The sequence below is a fragment of the Shewanella sp. 6_MG-2023 genome, assembly GCF_030547195.1.
Taxonomy (GTDB): Bacteria; Pseudomonadota; Gammaproteobacteria; order Enterobacterales; family Shewanellaceae; genus Shewanella.
The window spans coordinates 1-21875 of the sequence record NZ_JAUOQU010000032.1; the positions used below are offsets into that span (position 1 = coordinate 1).

Genomic DNA, 21875 nt, shown 5'->3' on the forward strand with positions numbered 1-21875 from the left:
ATGAGTATCTGCCTATCCTTGACTCTCTATAGAGTACGTGTTGATAAGCAGTTACACAAAATTAGTTACAGTCTCTATTTAGTCATTAATTAAAGTAGCCTAAAATTAAGCCTAAATCCTCAAGACCCGTTAAGCGACCTTCGCGTAACTCAGGGTCTATACCAGCTTGCTTTCTTTTATCCCAATCAGACTCAAGTTGTATATTGGTGTCACCATCAATCACTAACACATTGTCATCGCTGGTATTGAATTGATAGTTATCAAACAGCTCATCACTAAACCAAAGACGTGACAATTTATCCATTAACATCATATCACTATCACTTGGAGTAACCTTGTTACCTGTCACGGTATAAGGTTTATTGAACACAAATGGTAATTCCGCACCATTACAAATGTTACCAATGCAGCTAATTGATTTAATTAGCGCTGCAAGGTCAATGGATGTTGCTTCATTACTTGTGGTCCACACATTAAAGCTTGGTTTGTAATCAAAGTTATAAAAAGTCACTGGCACCACACCATTATCACTGGTTTGCTTGGCCATAACCCGTGCTGGACCACTGAAAAGCATATCGTTAACGAGTAAATTAAATTGCGCCATATTACCTGTGGCACCGCTTAACTCACTTTCATCGTTTGGATAAAAGTCCGTTAATTTAAACAGTTCATCTATGATAGCGCCATTGCCTAAGCCAAAGAAAAAGCGGGTAATGGCGTCATAGGCTGTGCTAGGTAAAATGTCACCTAACTCAACTTGGGCTTCAACATCTGAGTTTGTTATGGCCATTAACTCTTGCTCTAACAATGCCAAGTTATCTTGGGATTCTAACCAAGCCTGAATATCTAAAGCGGCTAAATCAGGATCTTCAGGCGCATCATTAAGCTGTTGGATTAAATTGATAATCGTCGGTATTAATGAAGTTAAACTCGGCAGAAATGCCGTTGTTCTTGAATCATTACTGTTAAAGCCTAATACAGTCGGTACATTTAATTCAGTTAATGCTGGCTGCGCTTTTAAATGATAACCACTGATTTCAGGGACAAAAATACCGCCTCTAGCGCGAAAATCAACATAAGGCGAAAAAGGCTTTAAATTGGCTAACGGCGTAGTTTCAGCGCTAAGTTTAGAGGTTAAACATAAACCACTGCCTACTAAGTTATCCACATCAATACAGTCTAATCCTGACCAAGCGCCAACTTTCGCTAATGGATTTAGTGCCTTTTCCTGCACTTGCATGATTTGTTCAAGGGTTAACTCATCAAGTACCACAGAGCCTTCTTCAGCAAATAACTCATCGCCATAATCTTGTAACTTACCTTGAAAGGTTTTGGCTTGATCATAAGACTTATAATCAAAGCCATAAGGGTTGCTTTGCATAATAGCGCGCTGGAAATAGTCACCAGCAAAACTTTCACTGTTTTCGGTTTGCTGTAAAATCCCTACTGACATGGCGCCAGCGCCTTGGCCAACAAGGGTAACCTTATCTGGGTTACCACCAAATAATTCAATATTGTTATTGACCCATTCAAGCGCGCGTTTTTGGTCACCTAAAGCAAAATTACCGCCTTTGTCGTTCTTACTACCATCAAGCCAGTAGCTACCTAAAATACCTAAACGATAATTTAGAGTGACCGCAATAAATGGTTTATCATCTAATGCCCCCTGAGCGACAACATTATCGCCTTGTACTAGCGGGTCTGAGCCTGAACCAAATTCAAAATCACCACCATGAATGAACACATAAACAGGTAAATCAGCGGACTCGACCGTATCTTCTGGGCGCCAAATATTAAGGTTTAAACAATCTTCTGATTGCTCCTGCACCGTTAAATCAAGTTGCGGACAGGCATCACCAAAAACCGTTGCATCGACCACATCTGTTAATTCTGTGACCACACTGTGCTCAAAGCGCGCAGAAGTCGCATAAGTAATGCCTTTAAACGCCTCTAACTCAACTCGCGTTGCCGTACCCTCTACATCATTAATCACCACTGACTCTCTAAGCCCCATTACGGTGCTATCACCAATAATCAGATCAATCTGCTGTGGTGGCAGTGGCTCGACAACGGGTACTTCAGGTTCTGGATCTGTAACACTAGGGCTGTCATCACTGCCACAGGCCACTAATGTTAATGAAATAAGCACTGCAAGGGTAGAACGGTAAAACACGGTCATAATTAACTCCATGTATCTCTGATTGCTAGGGTTTGGCTAGTGAATCATCAAAGTAGCTCAAGCCTAATATTAGGTTAAAGTTTGCATCTTTGCTGTATGAGCCTGAATAATTAAATTTATAGTAATTAATTTAACCCTTACCTTGTAATCGCTTATGAAGGATCGAACCATCATCATTAACATTGAAGTAATAAAATTAACCGCTATAGAGTAGTAAAAGCGTGAGATTTACACGGTTTAAAATCGATAAATCGCCCATCTACCCCCAATTGACGATAGCAATTCACGATAGCAATTCACGATAGCCGTTTTGTGAGGGTTAAATCCTTCAAACGCGATTTAACAGATTACACAATGTCCATTAACCTTCTAATATTAATTATCAGCAGATCATAGAAACCGCTTTCGCTTCTATAATATTGCTAATTTGATTTAAAATATCTTTAGATTTTTAGCCGCTAAACGGCTAAATGGAGACACTAATGAACACCCCGAAGAACCTTATTAAGTTAATATTTTTTGCCTTGTTCATAACGGCCTGTAGCTCAAATCATCAACTTGAACAACGGGTTGATGCTAACAATTACAAAGATGCTCTCGTGGCGGCGGATCAAACCGAAATAGCTGAACCTTATCGATTTTGGGCTGATGAACAACCTGCGTTTTTATATGATGCAACCACCAACACCACACCATTAGCAAGTGCGTCAGAAAAGCTAAATATATTAGTGTTATCGGGTGGTGGTGCTAAGGGTGCTTATGGCACCGGAGTAATAAACGGCCTTTATGATAGTAATCAACTACCGCAATACACCATTGTCACAGGGATCAGTGCAGGCTCTTTGATTGCACCATTTGCATTTATTGGTGGTGATGAAATTCATCGATTAAAGCAAGTCATGCTAGGCCTTAACGATAAGGCTATATTAGGTAAACGCAATTTTTTAAATGCTCTTTTTAAAGATGCCTTTACTGATGGCAGTAGTCTATATGAGCTAGTGGAGCAGTTTTACCCTGCTACAATGATTGATAAAATAGCGACTGAACACCAAAAAGGGCGTCGACTATTTATTGGCACTACGCAGTTTGATTCTGGCGAGCTGATGATCTGGAATATTGGCCAAATTGCTGCCAGTAACTTACCAAATAAATATGACTTAGTTCATCAAATTTTAGCCGCAAGCTCGTCAATTCCAGGGGTGTTTCCACCACAATTCATCAATGTTGAGATAGATGGAAAGCCTCTAGAAGAACTACATGTTGATGGCGGCATGAACTCACAAATGTTTGTCGACCCAGGTAATTTCGATTATGGGTTAGTCAATCAGGCTTTAGGTTATCAGCAACCAACTAATATTCACGTTATCCGTAACGGGGTATTAAAATCACCTTATATTTCCCTACATGATAAAGGCCTTGAACTACTGAATCGCAGTTTGAAAAGTATGACGATTCAACAAGCTAGAGGTGATTTATATCGAATGCTGTATTACAGCGAAGTAAATAACTACGATTTGTCATTCACTTATATTGACGACAAGTTTGATGCAGAACCTGCCACCAAGAAAATGTTTGATCAGCAGTACATGGAAGCCTTATACCAAAACGGCTATGACAAGGCGGTAAACAACAATTTATGGCAAAACCAAGTTCCTTATTAAAGAAGTTATAGTTTACTTTCACGACTCTCCCAAGTCATTACTGGGAGAGTAAAATCAAGCTAATACGTCATTATTAATCCCACCTTTTTACCATTTTATCAGCATTTTTAGTCGCTTTAGTTATGACTCTACACTTTTTGGAATAACTTACCATGTTGAGAACGACTTGAAACACTGAACATAATGGCGGCTTTATCAATAAGCTGCAGCTAAGTAACTCCTCTTCTTAATACTGTCTGTTGTTAGCGATTGCGCAATGCCTTAATGATACTACTATCAACCAAAGCAGCTGCATTCATCCATCAATATTCATGCCTCCCATCAAATACATTCCATTCTTCATAATATCGTTTCAGCGCCAGCGGTTCATGGCATGACACGTATGAATAGCACCTTGCAGAGGCTACTCAATTTCATCAGTATTCCAGTTGAAGTCAGTCCCTATAAAGGTTTAACTCATGCTCAACGTTAATGTGACGGGTTACATTGCAGTATTATCAGTCATTTAGGGCTTATAAAAGCCGAACCTAAAATTTTTCACCTTCCTGTGAAATAGTAACTGTTTAAAATGGAGACTAAGCTGCTGATTTAATCTTTTAAAAATACTCAACACAAAAAAGCCCATCAAGAGTACATGATGGGCTTTAATAACAGGGACAGAATAATCAATTAGAAAGGTGTTACAAGCTATAATTTAAACGACCAAATATAGTTTATAAAACTGTGATGATATCTTGTTCAGGTAAGCGTGATTTAGGTAGGCCAAAGTTATAATCTTCGCCCTCTTTGTGATAACCCATTGCTAGCGCAAACTCACAAACGTAACCATCTAACTCTTCTTTAAAAATCTCACCAATTAAGCTTGGGTCAACGCCTTCCATCGATGTAGAAGCAATCCCTAAACGAGCTAGCGTATGCAAGGTATTACCAATAGCAATATAGGTTTGCGCTTTAGTCCAATGGCCATTAAAACCACTGTCATCAGTATTTTGCTCTGCAAAACCAAAAGCACCATTTAGCATGTTGTCATACATGTCTGCCGGTAAATGACCTGACGACACTTCAACATCAACAACTTTTCTGTAGTCATCTTTAGTGAACTTAGGGTTATGGGCAAATAAAATCACATGGGAGGCTTCAGTAGCATGAGGCTGATTAAACTGGTGCATATTGGCAAACGTTTCATGAAAACGTTGTTTTGCCACATCAGTTTCTAATACGATAAATTTCCACGGCTGTGAGTTAATAGAAGAAGCAGTTAAACGAATCGCTTGTTTCACTACGTCCATATCCGCTGCTGAAATACGCTTACTTGAATCATACTTTTTCACAGTATAACGTTTATTCAAATCTGCAATAATTGGGTGTGACATAATGATTTTCCTCATAGGTGATGCCGATGCGGTGCATTTTAGGCTTTTCCATTGAGAAAAAAAGAGTGCTAGACACCAATCTTTATGGAGTTTTTAAACCATAAAAAATCCGTAATAGCGGGTGCAGATGGCTCTATAGCGTAACTATACGTAGAAAAAATGACAAACCCATGGCTGTTCACTGGTTATTTTGACTAATTCAGCTGGCTACTTTCACTATATCATTTGCATTTATAAAGGTTAAAAACGATAACGCAATGCTGCAAGAATGATAAAGCACTGTTTTTATATAGCATCTTTAAACTGGCCTGCATATTGCTTTAATTTAACTTAAATACAACATCTACCCTAGTGACTAAAATCTGAGTCACTATGTACTATAAAGTCCAAGGAGTGACATTATGGCCGTGATTTTAGAAGATCGCCCTATTGAGCAAGTCAGAGAACAAGTTATCGATCAGTTAATTGTCAATTATAGCCACGGCATTATCTCTGCTGAAGCCTTTGAAAGACGCCTTGATGAGGCAATGAACTCAAGTGTTCATCAAGAGATCGTCGCACTGGTCGCAGACCTAACCTTAACCGCTGATACTGACTATAGTCAGCAAAAAGACCACCAGTTTGCGCCAAACTATGGCAGCAAAACTGCCACTGAAGATATGCGCTTAACCAGCATATTAGGTAACAGTGAACGTAGCGGCCAATGGGTGGTGCCAAAGGTTATTAAGGTTAATAATATTATTGGCGAAACAACTCTGGACTTTAGTGATGCCATTTTTCAGCATCAACATGTCACCATTGAGATTAATTGCTTTTTGGGCAGTAGCAGTATCTATGTTCCTGAAGGCATTAATGTGGTGTGTAAAACTTACGGGCTCGTCAGTAGCATAGAAAACAAAGCGCCTTCTATCGCAACCCGCCAAGCTCCTGTCATCACCATTGAGGGTAAGGTTATTTTGGGCTCGCTGGAGGTGTCTATCAAGCGCACCATTAAAGAAAAGTTTATCGAGTTTGCCAACAACTTAAAATCGGCATTTGATACTAAAAACTACTTTTGATACTAAGAACACAAGATCCGAATATAAGGCAAACCTCAACGATAATATTTGCCTTATTTCGGCCATTAAATCAGCTCTAAGCCATAAGTAACTCAATACCTAGCAATCGCCAAGCTGGGATTAGATGATGCTTCAATCAAGCGCTACTCTAAGTAATCACACTAAATACTCTAAGCAAGTCATCAATTGTTACAACAACCCCAACTTAAATGATGCTCGTAAGTTACCGCTTAGCTGTTAACTTGTTATAATCAGCATCAGCTTTAAATGACCCTATAGAATCATCAATGCAATGGTTCCAATACAAGCGTTATGAATACAATCATTATCAATAAAAACGCTAATAGTCACTCAATCCTAATCAATGCCATTAAACATCATGGAATGATAATTAAAACAACAGGAAATAACATGTATCGAATCGTCACTGCAGGGCTAGTTACGCTCTCATTTGTGGGAAGTACCGACGCCTTAGCCAATGAATACGTGCTAAGTAAAGTCGCCAAGCCACTATCACAAAGTATTAAGCTCAACTTAGATCCAGTAAAAGATAACTTCTCAGGCAGCACAGCCATTCAAATTGAAGTGCTTGAAGCCACTAAGCAATTACAACTTAACGGCTTAGAATACACTGCTAGCAATATCCAGTTAGATGCCAAATCAGCTAACAACAAAGACTGCCAACTAGATGTAATCATGCAAGATACTGGGGTGGTTTTGTTTAACTGCCCACATACTATCGAACCTGGTGCATATTCTTTCTCAATGGATTTCACAGCCCCTTATAACCGTCAATCTGTCGGCCTGTATAAAACCATTGATGGCGGCCTGCCCTACTTATTTACCCAGTTTGAAATGAGTGATGCGCGCCGCAGTTTTCCAAGCTTTGATGAACCAGAATATAAAATCCCCTTTCAAGTAACCATCACAGCCCCAAGTACTGAAAAGGTTTACAGCAATACCCCTGAGCTTTCAGTTGCAACCAAAGATGGCCTGACAACTCACGTATTTGCTCAAACCAAGCCAATATCCTCTTACCTTGTTGCTTATGCTGTGGGTCAATTTGAAGAAATTGAAGTCACAGGCATGAAAGTCCCAGGGCGCGTAATAACCACTAAGGGGAAAATCGAGCTAGCCAAATATGCAGCCGAGCAAATGCCGTTAGTTCTAAAAGCATTAGAAGATTATTTTGGGGTCGATTACCCTTATCAAAAGCTTGATAGCGTTGCAGTACCTGAGTTTCCTTTTGGGGCGATGGAAAACGCAGGCTTAGTCACTTATCGTGAAGATATTTTGTTAGTTGATGAGCAAACCGCCAGCCAAAATAGCAAAAAAACGGCCGTTTCAATTATTGCCCACGAGCTAGCACACCAATGGTACGGTAACCTAGTGACTATGCAGTGGTGGAATGACCTATGGTTAAACGAAGCTTTTGCAAGCTGGATGGCGGCTAAAATCACCGAACAAATTCATCCTGAGTTTGAATCTAACTTAGCATTATCCAAAAACTACGTGATGTCATTAGATGCGCGGGTATCGACCAAGCCAATCCGCAAGCCCATTAAGAACGAAGCCGACATTATGGACGGTTTAGGCCTTGCCTATAGTAAAGGCGAAGCAGTGCTAGATATGGTAGAAAACTATATCGGTGAAGCTGAATTTAATAAGGGTATTCGTCAATACATTAAAGATCATGCCTTTCAAAATACTGAAGCTGATGATCTTTGGAATGCCTTATCAAAAGCCTCAGGTAAAGATGTTGGCAGTATCTTAAGCACCTTTATTGAGCAATCATCTTACCCTTTAATCGATGTGTCATTAGCAGGTGATAAGCTAACCCTTAAGCAAAGCCGCTTTGTGAATGCTGGCACTGAAGCTGCAAAGCAGTCTTGGACTGTGCCGGTATCGGTTAAATATGGTAAAGGTGACAAAGTTGCAACCGAAACCATTTTACTCACCAGTCAATCGCAAACCATCAAATTAGCATTCAGTCCTGATTGGATTTATCCAGATTCAGACGCCATGGGTTACTACCGCTGGTTGTTAGATGAAACACAAATGAGCAACTTATTAGCCAATGCTAAAACCCAGCTTACAGCTCGTGAGCGTAAAGCCTTGATCTCAGCAGCTGATGCCTTATTAGATGCCGGCTTTATCTCAGGTGGTGAGTTACTGAATATTTTAGGCGCATTTATTGATGACCAACATCCGCAAATCGTCTCTGCCGCATTAGGTTACTTACAATCTCAAAAACGCACCTTTATTGATGACACCAACCAAGAGCTATGGGCTAAGTTCATTGCCTCAAGAGCACAAAGCGCAATCGAGAAGTACGGTGTTACTGCAAAAGTTGATGAAAAGTCATCTATTAGTAAGTTACGCCCAACATTGATTAACTTATTAGCTTTTGAAGCCAAAGATAAAGCCACAATTGCAACCGCTAAAAAACAAGCTGACTTGTACCTTAATGGTAATAACGATGTTGACCAGTACCTTATCGGCACTTACCTCAATATTGCAGTGTATTTTGGTGACAGTAAGGTATTAGCGAAAGTAAAAGCTGAATTTGAGGTAACGAAAGACCCGCAAAAACGCACTCGTTTAATGTATGCCTTAGGCTATGCGCCTACTGAAAAACTACAAAACAGCGTGCTAGCTTATAGTTTGACCGATAAAGTCAATGCGCCAGATTTACGCTATATCTTTGCAGGGCAAGCTTATACCGATGAGCGTAAACAACGCTTTAGAGATTGGATCTATGCTAACTTCAGCGCCATAAAAGCGAAACTACCTCCCTTTGCGGTGGCGATGATCCCATCGTTTACCGGTAGCGGTTGTGATTTAGCGGCACTGGATACAACCAACACATTCTTTAAGCCAAAAGTCGCGCAAACACCTGAGTTTGGCCGTACCTTAGCCAAGCTCGATGAAAGTGTTAAAAACTGCGTCAGCTTAAAGCAGCGTGAACTTGCCAGCGTTGAGAAATACTTAAACCAGCTCTAATCGGTCTGTAGAGCCTTAACTAAAAAGCCAGTCTCACGACTGGCTTTTTGTTGTTAGTGCATCAGTTAGCGTTTTTAGGTGGCTTAGACAGCTTAATATAAACACTTAGGGATATAAAAATCAGCGCACCGCCAATAACTTTTTGCAGCGAAATTTGCTCATCTAACAGACTAAAGCTTAAGATCATGGTCCAAATAGGCTCTAAAATCATAATCAATGCCGCGGTTTCCATCTTAACTTGATACTGGCCTAGAGTCTGAAATACATAACGCACTGACGTAGCGATAACAGTAGAAACCACAAACCAAAATATCAAACTATCATTGACCTCAAAGCTTAATTGCTGGGTAAAGGCTACATACACAGCAGCAACTAAGCCAACCATAAATAACTGTAAACATATCGAATCAAGTGGCTTAATACTGAGACTAATTTTTTTGTTCAACACAAAATGAACAGACAGCAATGAAGAGGCAAGTAAGAAATACCATTGACTGGTCTCCACTTGCCAGCCATTACTTAAACTCAGTAACATCATCCCTACCACACTGATGGGTAAAGCTAACCAAAATGCGCGGTGAGGCTTAACTTTAAACAAAACCCAGGCGGTCATAGGCGCAATGATCATCGCTAAACTCATGATAAATGCCCCTTCAGACAGGCTATTACTGATCGATACCGCAAACACCCAAATCTGTAACGACATCCCCAAGAAAATGCCTACTCCGCAGGCTAATAGCAACTGCTTGGCTCTTAATCGCCAAATACTTTTATAGCAAAAAGGTAATAAAATCAGACTAGCTAACATAAAGCGGCTAGCAATAAACACTTCGCCGGGCATTTCATCAACCACAAGCTTTGACGAAATCCAGCCAACAGCAGCCAACAAGGTGGCAATAAATAAATATAACGCTCCGCGCATTGATAATTCTCTAGAGTAATATTGAAACAGACACAGCTCATCAGCGCCTAAAACAAGCAGGCCGCAGTGAAAATAAGATTAACTAAAGTGCTGTATCAATATGCATGGATCGTCATGCATTGATAAAAAGAAAGGTATTAGCGGTTAGCTTAACCACCCCCTCATATAGTAAAATAGCCACTTTACAGTGAAGTAAAGTGGCTATTATATTTTAACCTGTTTAGCGACTGCTTAACTAGCAAGCGTGCGCTTTATAGGCATTAGTTGCTAGCATACTCACAATAATCAGTTAAGCCTTTCTCATCACCACCAAATAAGGTGGCTGGATCATGCGCAGCCAATGGGTAACCATGCTTAATACGGTTAGGTAAATCTGGGTTTGCCACAAATGGGCGGCCAAAACCAACCATATCCACTAAGCCATCTTGTATCGCTTGCTCTGCGGTATCGGCGTTATACTTACCGGCATAAATGAGTACCCCTTGATATGCTTCACGTACCGCTTTTTTAAAGCCTGCTGGGGTTTCAGGAGCATCATCCCAATCCACTTCTGCAATATGTAAATACACAATCTTATGGGTATTTAATAACGCTGCTGCAGCAGTGTAAGTTTCAACAGGGTTAGCATCAACGGTGCCATTTAATGAAGTAAATGGAGCTAAACGCACCCCAACTCTGTCAGCGCCAATCGCCTCAATCATAGCGCCAACCACTTCACTTAAAAAACGTAAACGGTTTTCTACTGAGCCGCCGTATTCATCGGTGCGGTTATTCGCCTCTGAATCAATAAACTGGTTAATTAAATAACCGTTAGCAGCATGTAATTCAATGCCATCAAAACCCGCTTCAATCGCATTAAGCGCCGCTTGACGATATTCTTCAATCACAGCTTTAATATCTGCTTTGGTCATTGCCCGTGGCTCAACCACATCAACAAAACCAGGCTCTTGGGTGCCGTTGTCGATAAAGACTTTTACATTTTCAGCTTTAAGGGCAGAAGATGAAATAGGTTGCTCGCCACCAATATTATCAGGGTGAGTAACGCGGCCAACGTGCCAAAGCTGAGCAAAAATAACCCCGCCTTGTTGATGAACTAAATCAGTGGTTTTTTTCCAACCCGCAATTTGTTCAGGGCTGTAAATACCCGGTGTCCAAGCATAACCTTGGCCCATTGCAGAAATCTGCGTGCCTTCAGCCACAATTAAACCCGCTTGTGCGCGCTGAGCATAATATTTTGCCATCATGTCATTAGCCAAGTTTCCTGGCTGTGAAGCACGTGAACGGGTCATTGGTGGCATTACAATGCGGTTGGTTAGTGTATGACGGCCTAGTTGCAGCGTTTGAAATAATGCTTGTTTCATGTTGTCATTCCTCGAAAAATGGGTCATTGAGCAGCCGATGTAATAGGGCTTTGAGATAACGAGCTCAGTTCAGTTAGCTCGGTTCAGTTAGCTCAGTTGAATCAGCTCAATTTGATAGTTATCAGGGTCAGTGATGAATGCGATGTGCGTCGCGCCGCCTTTTACAGGGCCGGGCTCACGAGTGACTTTTCCGCCTAAATCTTTAATCTTGTCGCAAGCAGCGTAAATATCATCCACACCTAAGGCTAAATGACCAAAGGCATTACCCATATCATACTGGTCAGTATCCCAGTTGTAAGTCAGCTCAATGCTAGTGCCATCTGGCTGATCGGCATAACCAACAAACACTAAGGTATAACGATATTCAGTGTTTTCAGCTCTATCGAGCACACTCATACCCAGCACATCAGTATAAAATTCAATCGATTTCTCAAGATCTGCAACTCTGATCATAGTGTGTAAAAATTTCATAATTTGCCCTTAGCTTCACAGAGATGAAAGCGCTGTTAGTAGTGATAACAAAATAACAATCTAAAACGCTTGCGTTGATTTAATAGGGCTAGTTTACGGCAATGGAGAGGATTAAAATAATTATTAAAAATTCTTAAAACGATAATTTTTTATTATTCGTATGAGCTATAGATTTTATAGCGCTACAAAAATGAATCACTCGCTAGCGACATGCTACTTAGCGGCCACAGCGTTTGTGCGCCAGCCAATCAATTCGACATTCTTATTTTACATTCTTGTTCTACACTGTTATTGCCATAAAGGTATTACATAAGCGTTAACCATCACCCCTTTGTGCTTTTACCTAAAGCAATATCTGCAAGGAGCGACAATGAAACAAAGTTCAACAAACACGATATTGATAGGTAAAGGCGATAATCCCGTTGAGCTACAACTGCGTTATGGTAATCGTCATGGCTTAATTGCAGGAGCGACAGGTACGGGTAAAACGGTCTCGCTGATGATGTTAGCTGAAAACTTTTCCCGTCAAGGTGTGCCGGTTTTTGTTACTGATATTAAAGGGGATATTTCAGGTCTAGCCGCTGCAGGCAAGGTGTCAGATAAACTATTAGCCCGCGCTGATAAAATTGGTATTAGCAATTTCAGCCCCCAAGCTAATCCATGCGTTTTTTGGGACTTACTCGGCCAGCAAGGTCACCCTATTCGCACCACCGTCAGTGAAATGGGGCCAACATTATTAGCCAGAATGCTGGGGCTAAATGACATCCAAAGCAGCATTTTAGACATCGTTTTTGCCTTAGCCGATAGCCGAGGCTTATTACTGCTGGATTTAGACGACCTTAAAGCGCTTCTGACCTTGGTCTCAAAAGAGCGTAAAACCATCAGTGCTGAATACGGTTTAGTCAGTGCGCAATCATTAGCGGCGATTCAGCGATCGCTGATGAGTTTAAAGCGTGACGGTGGTGAGGTTTTCTTTGGCGAGCCCGCCCTTGAGCTAAGTGACATCATGGGCGTTGATGAGCAAAACCATGGCTTAATCAATATTCTGGCGGCAGATAAATTAGTATTAACCCCAAATTTATATGCCAGTTTTATACTATGGTTGTTATCAGAGCTATACGAAAACCTGCCTGAGGTGGGCGATGCCGACAAACCTAAGTTGGCCTTTTTTATCGATGAAGCCCATTTACTGTTTGAGGATAGCCCAGATCATCTACTTAAGCGTATCGAGCAAATTATGCGCCTAATCCGCTCTAAAGGGGTTGGGGTGTATTTTTGCTCACAATTTCCTGACGATATACCCGATGCGATATTGGGACAATTGGGTAATCGTATTCAACATGCTTTGCGGGCTTATACACCAAGGGACCAAAAATCGGTTCGCGCCGCCGCTGAAACCTTTGTGGTAAATCCTAAACTGGATATCACCGCAGTGATTTCGAGCTTAGCCGTGGGTGAGGCCTTAGTATCAACCTTACAAGATAATGGTGTGCCCAGTATGGTTGAGCAAACGCTGATATCCCCGCCCCGCTGTCGTATGGGGCCATTAACACTGACTGAGCGTAATGCTTGTCGCGCCCAAAGCCCTATCGGCAATCATTATGATATCGCCATTAATCGCGAGTCGGCTTATGAACGCCTCAATCAACTCGAGCAACTTGAAAAAGCCCCTGATGCCAAGCCTCCTATAGAAAAAGCTGACACTAAAAAGTCTACCCCAAAAAAAACAAGCTCAACACCCCAAAAAGATAGCGAGGATGAACAAAGCAATTGGTTTAGCGAATTGCTATTTGGCACCAAGCGCCGTCAAGGTCTAGTACAGAGCTTTTCAAAACAAGCTGCACGCGCGGTGGGCAGTAAGTTTGGCAAACAAATTTTGCGGGGAATACTGGGCAGCATTAGCGGCAAAAGCGGTAAATAATTGTTCGCGGTTATATTGCTCTAGCCAGTCATTTTAACTCATCCTTGACCTGTAAATAGGAATTTTTAGCCATAACTGCCTAGAAAGATCACCTTGTGACAAGCTATATTTTTTGATTAAATCAATAATATCTAACTTTGAAAAATTTCAGCAATCCCTTTGGTTAACTTAGTTGTAACTTCACTAATAAATGCGCTATTGTTTAGTTAATGGAGTTTTTAGAGGTGATTAAGGATGAGCCAATTTTTCACTTTACTCAATCTTAGTTTACTAGACGTCACGTTAGAATATGTCACGTTAGCTGATGCCTCTGTAATAGATAGCATTACTCAGGCCAATGCCTTTCAAACCACTTATGTTGTTATTCTTCGCTATTTTACAAGACCTTCTGACGTTATACGCGCAGCTAGCATCAAACACCTCAAGCACTTAGTGGCATATTACGCCCCTGTGCTTCCATCAGCCCTTATTAGTCACAATAACTTAATAAGGGGCGACTTATAGATATGATTAACCTGCATTTAAGAAAGTCATTATTATTTGGACTGATTGTATTTTCATTCTGTATATCAATTCTGTATCTAGATAATCGCTCAGAAGATTTTGTCATCGATAAGCAAAAACAGCTTATCAGCGAAAACTTATTTAAATTAAAAAAAGAGCATATTACTGATCTTGTTTCATCGGTGCATATCGCAGCTCAAGCAACCCTTAAGCGCGAATACCAAAAACAACAAACTAATCTACAAACGCATTCGCAACAATTCAAATTAGTACTTAATAACACCCCTGAACATCAACGCTGCCAAGTGCTACAAACTTTAGCCGCTGACGATGATGAGTTTCAATACCAATTAACACAATCAGGACAAGCTCTTTGTCAGTCATCCCATAAGCCAAGTTTACACTCCTCTAAGCCAGACAATACCTTGGCTGAAATAAGTATTAACACAGCGATTGCTGATGATATGCAAATGACACTGTCATTATTACCACCTCAAGTTATCAATGAAGCGAAAAAAAGGATCGCTGCCTTTATTAGGCTAATTAAACTGCAGAACCCAGAAACCTACGTTTGGGTAAATGAAGTGATTAATTACGCCGGTGGTGATGACTTTGCCATTAGAAAAGTTCACCCTAGCCAGCCTGAAACCGAAGGGCTGCTATTATCAACCCTCAGTCAAGACATCAAAGGTAACTACCCCTTCCAGATGGAGCTTGATGGCATTAATGCTCAAGGTGAAGTTTACTTCGAGTATTATTTCAAACGTAAAACCAATGATGAAATCGTTAAAAAACTGGCCTATGCCAAATTATATAAGCCTTTTGATTGGATTATCGCCACAGGGGTATATGTGGATGATTTAGAATTTGCAGTAGATCAAGAGATCAACAAGCTGATGGTTGAGCTCAATTTTTACAATAATCTGGTTGCCATTATCGCCATCTTTTTATCCGTGTTACTGGTTATATGTTTATACGTGATAGAAAGAAATGCCCTTAATAGTAAAGAGCGAGAGCTGGCACTAAAACACAAGCAACAAGATGTAAAAAACTACCGTCAAGTACTATCATCTATGCTTGATTTAGTGGAGCGGCGCGATAGCTACACCGCTGGTCATACGCGGCGGGTTGCACAATACTCAGTGATGATAGCTAAAGAGATGGGCTTTAGTAATGCTGAAGTGGAAATCCTCTATGAATCAGCAATCATGCATGACATAGGTAAGATATCTACACCCGATAGTATTCTACTAAAACCAGGTAAACTCACCTCGCAAGAATACAAAATTATTCAGCAGCATTTAGACAGCGGCTACAAGCTACTGGTATCGATTAAAGCCTTTAAAAAACATGCTGAAATCATCAGGTGCCATCATGAACACTATGATGGGACGGGTTACCCTCGGGGACTTAAAGGCAAACAGATCTGCCCACTTTCTCATATTCTCATTTTAGTTGACGCCTTTGATGCAATGACCTCAAAACGTATCTATAAAATGAGTAAATCGAAACAAGAAGCTATCGCAGAAATAAAGGCGCTGGCAGGTAAACAATTTTGCCCTGAAACGGTAAAAGCAGCTGTGCCAGTGCTAGAGAGTGCTAATCTAATTCCTGTTGATCATAATTATTTAAAGGATGAGTTTGAAGAAGCAAGGCTTGCCTATTATTACAAAGATTCGCTTACCGGTTTATATAACTATCGATATCTAGAGCACGTTATCACGTTAAACGAAGAGCTATTTAGCAAACATTATCATTGCTGTTACGTCATCAGTTTGTTCAATTTTGGTCAATACAATAAAACCCACGGCTGGCTCGAAGGTGATAAAAAACTTACCTTTATAGCCAACAAGTTAACTGCATTTTTGCCAGAGTCGTTAATTTTTAGAGTGTTTGGCAATGACTTTCTTATCTTAACCCTAGAGCATATAGAGCTAGATGCAAAGTCGCTAATCGCGCAACTAGAACTTGATAACCTTAATATTGAACTTGCGTTAGAGCATATCAATATTGACCAGCAGCAAATCCACAATGTAACTCAATTTACTGAGATTATTAACAAGATAGTTAATAAGAAGACTTGCCCCAATATGCCCTAAAGTTCTGTATCAGGCTTGTAAAGCAACAGCATGAATAGAGGGTATTCATGCAATACTGTCTAACTAATAGTCACGAGATTAATCATAAAATAATCGATCAAGTAGCCAAAATGCGAAATAAAAATTAACTAAAAAATTAACTAATACTATAATGTTAACTGAGGGTTTGAGTCGTATCTCGTAGTATTAATCTAAGGAAGTCAATAATGAAATGGTTACCTGCTAAGTGGGTGTTAGATAAAGAGGCAGAACTATCATTTCAACAATCTTTAAATCAACGCTCACGCACAAATGCAGTAATGATGAGTTACATCTTAATTACGGTGTTGCTATTTTTTACCCTATCTTCATTTGCAGCCACTAATTATACTTTCGCCGACATCTTAACCCGTATTGTCAGCCTCCTAATTGCAATGGTAATGATTTTCAGTATTAAAAAATCAGCCACCTGTTACCTTGATTCGATACTGTTATTTTTTGCGGTGCTGTTTACCCTCATCAATGGTTTATTCTTTTATAGCTATGCTATTAACCATCAAGAGCTCCATGAAGGCGGCCCTATGCTGTCAGCCATTTTTATTACAGCCATTCCCATACTTCACTTAGGTCAAAAGTTCATTATTTGGCTGTTACTGGGTGTTGCTCTGCTTATAATCCAATTCAACACCGAGGTGGATATCATTTGGAGTATAAACTTCTATGTGATAACAGTTGCTATCATGACCGCGATGCAATATCAAACGGATGTACTGCTGAGAAAACAATATAAATACGAGTTAATTCAAACACAAAAAGCGCAAACTGATAAGTTAACAGGGATTCATAATCGCTATAATTTCGATAAGCAATTCTCGACTCTGTTACACAATTTAAAACAGGGGCAGTACCTTTCATTGGCGATGATCGATATTGACCACTTTAAAAAATATAATGACCGCTACGGGCATTTAATGGGCGATAAAGCCTTGGTCAGCTTTGCCCAGTTACTTTCAAACCAAGGTGCCGATATGGTGGTGCGCTTTGGTGGCGAAGAATTTATTTTGGTTTCTGTCAGTTCAAATCAAAATAAGCACTGGCTTGAAGATCTCCCCATGCAGCTTAAACGGCTCGAGATTGAGCATAGTGATTCAGCAACCGGGTTTCTGTCAGCATCCGCTGGGGTGGTAAGTGTTAGTGCCAATCAGCGTCACCTAGTTAATAAAACCAAGCTTTTAACCTTAGCCGATCGCTGTTTATACCAAGCTAAAAAAGCCGGTAGAAACCAAGTTTGCCGTCAAAAAGTATCCAACTAAAAACCATGACTCGCCTTACCTCAAAGCCAAAAACGCTTCATTCAGGCTGGTCTTTTTTAGTCGTCTCTGCGACAACTAAAATAAAAGTTAAATACATTTTAGTTGGCAGTGACAGTGCCATACCAAAAGCGACACACATCGAACTGATGATAATTCCCTTAACGCCCATTGCAGCAACAGTGTCATTAAAGTTGTGCAAATAAATCCCAAGTAAAATTAAGCAAATACCAATGGTTATGCAGGTTCTAAGCAGTAGTATTAATTGTCTATTGCTCACTTAATTCTCCTCAGCTTAATGGTACACACCTTGGCATAGCACACCGACATTGTAGTCAATATATAGCTAAATTATGCCACCATTGTCAGTGAGTGTCGCGGCACAGGTTACGTTAAATATTACCAAGCAGTTAAAGAGCTTATTCTGACAAAAGATGGGTTAACCAGCTAAGCTTTTAGCTTTTATTAAAATAGCTCTCTTAAAGACAAAAAAGGCTACCAGGCTTAGAAGATTAAATGCGTTCCAGCTAGCGCTTTAGTTGCAGCATTTTTAGTTACTAAGCTTAAGCGCCTTGATGTGATACACAGATCGTTATACCTTGAATTTCAGACACAAAAAAGCGAACCCAAAGGTTCGCTCTTTTAATAATTACGATAAATAGGTAAACCTAAATGCGTAATTATTTGAAGTAACGTAACGGGTAACCCGTTACGTAGACTTTCAACTTAGATAGCAACTACGTTAGCTGCTTGTGGGCCTTTTTGACCTTGCTCTAAATCGAAAGAAACTTTTTGGCCTTCAGCTAAAGTTTTGAAACCTTCAGAAGCGATAGCACGGAAATGTACGAATACATCTGCGCCGCCATTGTCTTGAGTGATGAAGCCGAAACCTTTGTCTTCGTTAAACCATTTTACGATACCAGTAGTGTTAGACATAATGTGTCCCTTATATAATTAAGAATTAAAAAATTTATCGCGAAAATGCGATGCGCTGAGAGCTGAATTATTTAATGTGACGATGAAGCTAAGGGAAACACAGAGGAACAACGATAACGTAGAATTCTGAGGCTTTACTTTTACTTGATGTTTCATTAATAACTCTGAATGTCAGAGCGAGGTGAATCTTACATTAGTTTAAAAAATTGTAAAGGTATTATTTTATTTAAATATCAAAACAGCCAGATATCTGACCACTGACTAACAGGTATATAGCACAATTAATCGCTAATATACTTATGCTTAGCAGTAATTATAGCTCTGGCTGCTATGGTTTAGCTGTGATTGATAATAATATAGCTTGTCACTTGGCTATGACGGTTATCATGGATATTTACAGTGGATTAACTTTTTTCAACGCCCCGAAACGATCAGCATCAATCCCTTGCTTCCAATAGCCAACAGCAAAGATGTTAAGCCTTTCAAAACCAAGCTCTTGTTGTAATACGGGCTTCAAAGCGCGTGTTTGACCAGCTTCTAGCCCCATAAAGACATGACTATCCTTGGGTAAGTCTTTAGCGATTAGTTGTACTTGTTGCTCAAGGGTTATTGTTGACTCATCTTCAATAAACCAATGAGTATTTTTTGAATCGTCATAATCCATCTCAATGATATCTGCACGGGTAGGCACGCTAATAATGGCCTTTAATTGGGCATCAGGATTAAATCTAGGCACGTAACCATTTATGGCATTTACAGAGGTGATATCCCCCACCAGCAAGTAACTATGGAGATTAAAGTCAGTTAATTTCATCAAACCTGGGCCCGCTATACTAATACGGTCGCCCACTTTTGCCTTTTTTGCCCAACTGGTGGCAGGACCTTGGTGACGGTTAATCACAAAATCTAACCCTAGCTGGTTAGTGTGTGGGTTAAAAAAACGAATCGTGTACGAACGCATTTTTTGCGCTTCATCGCCCGTCGATGGCAAAAACACTTTAACGTGCGCGCCTTCAAGCCCCTGCGGAAAACCTTGTAAACTGGTTCCGCTAAAGATAATTCGACGTAAATGAGACGACAGCTCAATAATCTCTGCAACCTGTACAGAGCGCAAATTGGGCTTTCTAGGCTTCATAGAGACATCCTCTTCGACTTGAAAAAAAGCTAGTAAGTTGATAAGGTCAACTATAGTTAGCATTGTTGACTAAGTCAACTAATTATCAGGACCAACCAAAAATGAGTCACTTATCCATTTCTGATGCGATTTTTAACATCGCACATTCATACCGTTTAGCCATGCGATCTTCTCTTAAGGCTAATGAAATTGGCTTAAATGCCATGCATGTTAAATGCCTTAGCTTGATTAACAACAGTCACACTTGCACCGCAAACGATATTGTTAACCTTTTAGCCAGAGATAAAGCACAAATTGCTCGGTTAATAAAAGAAATGATGGATAACCAATGGCTAACGAAAACGGCAAACCCAGAAGATAAAAGAAGTCAGATATTATCACTGACTGCAGACGGTAAAAAACTCGCTGTACTGATTGCAAAAACCCAAAACGATGTGAATCAAAAAATGCTGCGAAACCTGCCAGTTGAAGACTTGGCCACATTTACACGCATTGCTGATGCGCTCTTTAATAACCTTAATGACAATGAAGAATAAGCGGCCTTTTAGTTAGTTGCCTTTATCTTAGCCGGTTTTTAGCATGACAAGTCTCTCCTAGCACTAAGGCTTGTAAGCCGAGCGATATCAGTGCTAAATACTTGGCAGTAGCTTTGACGCGATTAGCCACAAATTTGCTATTGAAACGAATCGAATAACAGATTAAAATGCGCCCAAATTTGAGGGAGTAGCCGTTCTGTCACCACGACAGGAGGTTGTGTCAACATAATTGGTCGAAGACCATGGTGCAATCAACGCTTAGCATTAAGCGTCTGGCGAGACTCGAATGACCACACGCATATAGCTAGGGCTGGGCGTGGGTTTTTCGTGTCTTAACACAACCAGCCCTTGCAGTGCGTTATATTATGTTGTCATTATTTTTACCTTTACTTGCACTCGTTGCAGGTCTTATCGCTTTATCTGTCAGTGCCGACCGGTTGATCGCAAGTTCTGCGACTCTGGCTAAGCATTGCAAAGTCTCTATGTCCTTTATCGGTATGACTGTGGTGGCTTTTGGCACCTCAGCTCCAGAACTTCTCGTGTCCTCTATCGCAGCCCTAAATGGTGCTGGCGAACTCGCTATTGGTAATGGTATTGGCTCTAATATCGTTAATATAGGATTAGTGCTTGGCATTTGTGCTTTACTCGTGCCGTTATCCATTAAAGTCCATTTCATTCGTCGGGATTTACCTATCTTAATCGCGGCAATCTTATTTTGCGCCCTGTTAATGTCAGACGGCAATTTAGACTTCCCAGATGGCTTATTACTACTAGTAGCGTTAGCGGCATATTGTGGTTACCTAGCCTTTTTAGTGGGTAAAGGCGAAGCTGACGCAGAAGAAGTTGAGTTTTTAGAAATATCTAAAAGCCGCTCTGCTGTGGAAACGCTATTAATGCTAAGTGTGCTGTTAGCCGCCTCACAACTGATGGTTTGGGGCGCTGTAGAACTGGCTAAAGCTGCCGGGATCAGTGAGTTAATCATTGGGCTAACCGTTATTGCCTTTGGTACCAGTTTACCAGAGTTAGCAGCAGCCATTGCTGGAGTGCGCCGCGGTATGCATGACATGGTATTTGCAACTGTGATTGGTTCAAATATTTTCAATATACTTGGGGTGATTGCCTTCCCTGCGCTGTTAGGTGACAAGCAGCCATTACCAGAATTATTGGTCGCCCGTGATTACCCTATGATGCTGTTACTCACCGCTATCGTCGCTGTGGCATTTATGGTTACTTATTTTAAACAAAGAAACATCCCTGCTACTGAAAAAAGTTATACCTTTGGCCGCACTGCGGGGGCGCTGTGTTTAGTGAGCTTTAGTGGCTATATGCTTTATCTCGGCGCTGTGACAATGCAGGCCTAGTTAGCTAGGTAAATATTAACTAGGTAACCATTGGCTAGGTAAACAAAAGACAAATAATAGTGGGGT

General features: G+C 40.5%; 17 protein-coding genes. 9 read left to right on the plus strand and 8 right to left on the minus strand.

The genetic code is table 11. From position 1 onward, the window contains the following. Positions 1-85: 85 nt before the first annotated feature. Positions 86-2179, minus strand: coding sequence for a carboxylesterase family protein (locus Q4533_RS16400; RefSeq protein WP_303503354.1), 2094 nt, complete (start codon positions 2177-2179; stop codon positions 86-88). A gap of 482 nt (positions 2180-2661) precedes the next feature. On the opposite strand from Q4533_RS16400, the gene Q4533_RS16405 reads away from it, so the two are divergent. Then, complete coding sequence (locus Q4533_RS16405) at positions 2662-3840, plus strand: patatin-like phospholipase family protein (protein ID WP_102439104.1); 1179 nt, start codon at positions 2662-2664, stop codon at positions 3838-3840. 713 nt (positions 3841-4553) lie between these two features. Here the strand turns inward: Q4533_RS16405 and Q4533_RS16410 are convergent. Beyond that, a complete protein-coding gene (locus tag Q4533_RS16410; protein WP_102520790.1) occupies positions 4554-5213 on the minus strand; it encodes a nitroreductase family protein in 660 nt (219 codons plus the stop codon). A 401-nt stretch (positions 5214-5614) separates the two neighbouring features. Between Q4533_RS16410 and Q4533_RS16415 the strand changes: the two genes are divergently transcribed. Next, positions 5615-6271 (plus strand): LiaF domain-containing protein, encoded by a 657-nt coding sequence (locus tag Q4533_RS16415; protein WP_102439108.1) that lies wholly within the window; start codon positions 5615-5617, stop codon positions 6269-6271. A 411-nt stretch (positions 6272-6682) separates the two neighbouring features. Next, the gene (locus tag Q4533_RS16420) at positions 6683-9274 is read left to right on the plus strand and encodes a M1 family metallopeptidase (RefSeq protein ID WP_303503357.1); all 2592 of its coding nucleotides are present in this window, start codon (positions 6683-6685) and stop codon (positions 9272-9274) included. A gap of 61 nt (positions 9275-9335) precedes the next feature. Here Q4533_RS16420 and Q4533_RS16425 read toward each other — a convergent pair whose 3' ends face one another. The 3 genes from Q4533_RS16425 to gloA all read right to left on the minus strand — a co-directional run bounded on the left by Q4533_RS16425 (position 9336) and on the right by gloA (position 12028). Next, positions 9336-10196: a DMT family transporter gene (locus tag Q4533_RS16425; protein ID WP_102477050.1), complete on the minus strand. Its 861-nt coding sequence runs from the start codon at positions 10194-10196 to the stop codon at positions 9336-9338. Between the two features lie 260 nt (positions 10197-10456). Then, entirely contained in the window at positions 10457-11557 is a 1101-nt protein-coding gene (locus tag Q4533_RS16430) for an alkene reductase (protein ID WP_102477049.1), read from the minus strand. Positions 11558-11644: 87 nt separating this feature from the next. Beyond that, entirely contained in the window at positions 11645-12028 is a 384-nt protein-coding gene (gene gloA, locus Q4533_RS16435) for a lactoylglutathione lyase (RefSeq protein WP_102439116.1), read from the minus strand. A 370-nt stretch (positions 12029-12398) separates the two neighbouring features. Here gloA and Q4533_RS16440 point away from each other — a divergent pair, with 370 nt between their 5' ends. From Q4533_RS16440 to Q4533_RS16455, 4 genes are all read left to right on the plus strand, one after another. Further along, the gene (locus Q4533_RS16440) at positions 12399-13949 is read left to right on the plus strand and encodes a helicase HerA-like domain-containing protein (protein ID WP_368389899.1); all 1551 of its coding nucleotides are present in this window, start codon (positions 12399-12401) and stop codon (positions 13947-13949) included. Positions 13950-14183: 234 nt separating this feature from the next. Continuing rightward, complete coding sequence (locus tag Q4533_RS16445) at positions 14184-14453, plus strand: hypothetical protein (RefSeq protein ID WP_303410649.1); 270 nt, start codon at positions 14184-14186, stop codon at positions 14451-14453. A gap of 2 nt (positions 14454-14455) precedes the next feature. After that, the gene (locus Q4533_RS16450; RefSeq protein WP_303503360.1) at positions 14456-16552 is read left to right on the plus strand and encodes an HD domain-containing phosphohydrolase; all 2097 of its coding nucleotides are present in this window, start codon (positions 14456-14458) and stop codon (positions 16550-16552) included. Between the two features lie 206 nt (positions 16553-16758). Next, complete coding sequence (locus Q4533_RS16455; protein WP_303503362.1) at positions 16759-17844, plus strand: GGDEF domain-containing protein; 1086 nt, start codon at positions 16759-16761, stop codon at positions 17842-17844. Between the two features lie 37 nt (positions 17845-17881). Here the strand turns inward: Q4533_RS16455 and Q4533_RS16460 are convergent, their stop codons facing one another. From Q4533_RS16460 to Q4533_RS16470, 3 genes are all read right to left on the minus strand, one after another. Further along, positions 17882-18121, minus strand: a complete 240-nt coding sequence (locus Q4533_RS16460; protein ID WP_303503364.1) for a hypothetical protein — start codon at positions 18119-18121, stop codon at positions 17882-17884. Positions 18122-18567: 446 nt separating this feature from the next. Continuing rightward, complete coding sequence (locus Q4533_RS16465; RefSeq protein ID WP_076539522.1) at positions 18568-18777, minus strand: cold-shock protein; 210 nt, start codon at positions 18775-18777, stop codon at positions 18568-18570. A gap of 394 nt (positions 18778-19171) precedes the next feature. Next, complete coding sequence (locus Q4533_RS16470) at positions 19172-19912, minus strand: siderophore-interacting protein (RefSeq protein ID WP_303503366.1); 741 nt, start codon at positions 19910-19912, stop codon at positions 19172-19174. Positions 19913-20013: 101 nt separating this feature from the next. Here Q4533_RS16470 and Q4533_RS16475 point away from each other — a divergent pair, with 101 nt between their 5' ends. Beyond that, complete coding sequence (locus tag Q4533_RS16475; RefSeq protein WP_102439129.1) at positions 20014-20448, plus strand: MarR family winged helix-turn-helix transcriptional regulator; 435 nt, start codon at positions 20014-20016, stop codon at positions 20446-20448. 365 nt (positions 20449-20813) lie between these two features. Then, positions 20814-21809, plus strand: coding sequence for a calcium/sodium antiporter (locus Q4533_RS16480; RefSeq protein WP_303445481.1), 996 nt, complete (start codon positions 20814-20816; stop codon positions 21807-21809). Positions 21810-21875: the final 66 nt, after the last annotated feature.